Raw genomic sequence first — 488 nt, 5'->3', positions numbered from 1 at the left:
TGCACTCTTCATCTTCACAAATCTTTTTAGAAAATACTTCTACAAACCTTTGGAACGGTAGAGTGAATGTGTGTACCTTTGCAGGCCATTCGAATGTGAGTGGAGCAGTTCTTTAAGTGGTTGATGGATAAAGTGTTAAGCTCTTCTAAAAAGCTCTTTTTTGAAAATAAAACTTCAAAAAAGATTTGGCTGGAAAGCTGCAATACTCCTATCTTTGCCCTCCGCTTTTAGCGAACAACACACCAGTTCTTTACATCTTTTATCGCCCCTGTTTTGGAAAAGAAAAGAAGCTTACAGCTTCAAAATACTTTTGAAAAAACATTTGGCTGGTAAATATCAAACCTCTACCTTTGCACTCCGCTAGCGAAAACGTTGCGGCAGTTCTTCGGAAAGAGTAGTAGAAAAGTGGGGCATAAGGCCTTAAGGTTCACAACCTTGACACTTACAAAAGCATCTGTGGAATCTGCACTAATCAGTGCAATCTGCGA

1 protein-coding gene is annotated in these 488 nt (G+C 39.3%); it reads left to right on the top strand.

Annotated elements, in window-relative coordinates; translation table 11 throughout:
* Positions 1 to 160 precede the first annotated feature (160 nt).
* On the top strand, positions 161 to 364 hold the full coding sequence (locus tag BUE76_RS24775) for a hypothetical protein (RefSeq protein ID WP_216820673.1): 204 nt from the start codon (positions 161 to 163) through the stop codon (positions 362 to 364).
* The last annotated feature ends 124 nt before the right edge of the window (positions 365 to 488 follow it).

The sequence above is a fragment of the Cnuella takakiae genome, from assembly GCF_001953305.1.
In the GTDB taxonomy this organism is placed as follows: Bacteria; Bacteroidota; Bacteroidia; order Chitinophagales; family Chitinophagaceae; genus Flavisolibacter; species Flavisolibacter takakiae.
The sequence above is the reverse complement of the archived record's forward strand: the minus strand, read 5'-3'. Positions and strand labels throughout refer to the sequence as shown.